This is a genomic window from Streptomyces sp. S6 (genome assembly GCF_054880855.1).
On sequence record NZ_JBTYMC010000549.1, the window covers coordinates 1 to 2,308 of the forward strand.

Genomic DNA, 2,308 nt, shown 5'->3' on the forward strand with positions numbered 1-2,308 from the left:
TCTCCCGCCCCCGCCGCTCGGCCACCCGGCGCCGCGCCTCGGCGGCCACCAGCGCCCGGAACTCCTCGATCCGCGCCCGCAGTTCGTCCTCCAGGAGCCGGCCGGTGAACCCCGAGCCCCCGCCGCGTGAGCGGACGTCGTCCCGGACCCGTGCCAACAGGGTCTGCGGGCGCAGCCGTTCGAGGGTCTGGTGCGCCGACCACCCGTCCGAGCCGGGTGAACTCCCGTACCCGCCGAGCGCGTCGACCGCCTCCACGGCCAACTGGCCCATCAGCTGCCGGTCGTCGTCCGCGAGAGCCTCCGCGAGCCGTTCCCGCAGCGACTCCCGGTCGCCCGACGCTTGTCCGGGCGCCCCCACCGAGCGCGGGAAGTACAGGTCGAAGACGGCGTCGAACACCGCCCGCTGTCCCGCCGTGCGCAGCAGGGTCGCCGCGAGCCCCTCGCGCAGCACCTCGCGGTCGTCGAACCCGAGCGCGGCCACCGCCTCGGCGGCGTCCACGGTCTCCCCGGTCCCCACCGGCACGCCGTGCTCCCGCAGCACGCCCACGAACTCGGCGAGCCGCGCCGCGACGTCGTTCACACCGCGTCCAGATCCAGCTTGGCGGCGGCCTTCAGGATGTCGTCCTGATGCTTGAGGACGACCCCGAGGGTCTCCCGCACGACGGTCTCGTCCAGTGTGTCCGCGCCCAGCGCCAGCAGGGTGCGCGCCCAGTCGACGGTCTCCGCGACCGACGGCGCCTTGCGCAGGTCCATCGCCCGCAGCGCCCCCACGACCCGGACGACGGACGCGGCGAGCGCCTCCTCGACGCCGGGCACCTTGAGGCGGACGATCCGGCGCTCCAGCTCCTCCTGCGGGAACCCGATGTGCAGGAACAGGCAGCGCCGCCGCAGCGCCTCGGACAGCTCGCGGCTGGCGTTGGAGGTGAGGACGACGAACGGGCGGTGCGTCGCGGTGACCGTGCCCAGCTCGGGGACGGTCACCTGGAAGTCGCTGAGCACCTCCAGGAGGAGGCCCTCGACCTCGACGTCCGCCTTGTCGGTCTCGTCGATGAGGAGGACCTTGCGCGCGTCGCCGCGGATCGCGGTGAGCAGCGGGCGGGGGAGGAGGAACTCCTCGCTGAAGATGTCGGTCCGCGCGTCGTCCCACGTCTCGCCGCGGCCCGCGCTGATCCGCAGCAACTGCTTGGCGTGGTTCCACTCGTACAGCGCGCGGGACTCGTCGATGCCCTCGTAGCACTGGAGGCGGACCAGTTCGGCGCCGGCCACCGCCGCGACCGCCTTCGCGAGCTCCGTCTTGCCGACCCCGGCCGGGCCCTCGACGAGGAGCGGCTTGCCGAGGCGGTCGGCGAGGAAGACGGTCGTGGCGATCGCCGGGGAGGCGAGGTAGCCGGCCTCGGCGAGGCGCGCGGAGACGTCGTCGACGGATGTGAACAAGGGAGCCTCCGGCAGGAGGGGCGGCACGGACCCTCCTATCTAAGCGCTTGTTCACCGCCGTTGTCACGGCTCACCAGGATCACTTCCAGCGTCCGGGGCCCGTGCACGCCCTCCACCCGGTCCAGCTCGATGTCACTCGTCGCCGACGGGCCCGAGATCCACGTCAACGGCCGCAGCGGATCGAGCCGTTCGAGCGCCTGCGGCACCGACGACACGACCTGATCGGGGACGCGGACGACGCAGATGTGGTGGTCGGGGACCAGCGTGATCCTGCGCCGCCCCTGGTCGGGGCCGCCGTCGAGGACGATCGTGCCGGTCTCGGCGACGGCGAGCGCGCAGCCGGTGACGACGCTGTCGACCCGGTCGAGAGCGTCGGCGGTGCTCTCGACGTCGTCCGGGACCCGCTCGGCACCGCACTCCGCGAGCCACCCGGCGTCCAGTCCCGGCGGCACGACCACCTGCCGGGAGCCCCGCTCGGACAGCAACCGCCCGACCAGCGCGGGGAGTTCACCGGCGTCCACCCGGTGCACGATCGCCCGGTAGTCCGCCAGGTTCTCCGCCAGCAGCTCCACGGTCTCGGCGACACCGCGCGAACCGTGCTCCCGCAGATATCCGCGCTCCACCGGCGCATCGTCACGCGGCACATCCGCGAGAGCCCTCCGCACCCGCCCCAACACCCGTTCCCTGCTGCTCACTTCGCGCCCCCTCGGGTCCGCTGCCACCAGTCGCGGAACGGCTCGGCGGGCACCGCCGGCAGCTCGCGCGTCCCGCTCCACGCCTTGCCGGGTCCGGGAAGCGTCCGGGGGTGCCAGCGCCGGGTCCGGGAGGCGAGCCGCTGTCCCGTGCGCAGCGCCCCGGGACAGCGGCTCGCCTC

Annotated in this window: 3 protein-coding genes and 1 pseudogene; all 4 read right to left on the reverse strand. The window is 74.0% G+C overall.

From position 1 onward, the window contains the following. Positions 1-580, reverse strand: a pseudogene (locus tag ACVNF4_RS35035) (hypothetical protein); the annotation flags it as partial. Then, entirely contained in the window at positions 577-1,434 is an 858-nt protein-coding gene (locus ACVNF4_RS35040) for an AAA family ATPase (RefSeq protein ID WP_461806891.1), read from the reverse strand. The gene ACVNF4_RS35040 and the pseudogene ACVNF4_RS35035, both read right to left, overlap by 4 nt. 35 nt (positions 1,435-1,469) lie before the next feature. Then, positions 1,470-2,129 (reverse strand): LutC/YkgG family protein, encoded by a 660-nt coding sequence (locus ACVNF4_RS35045; protein WP_461806889.1) that lies wholly within the window; start codon positions 2,127-2,129, stop codon positions 1,470-1,472. Continuing rightward, the coding region (locus ACVNF4_RS35050; protein ID WP_461806890.1) for a lactate utilisation protein LutB domain-containing protein at positions 2,126-2,308 on the reverse strand (183 nt) is incomplete at its 5' end. The genes ACVNF4_RS35050 and ACVNF4_RS35045, both read right to left, overlap by 4 nt.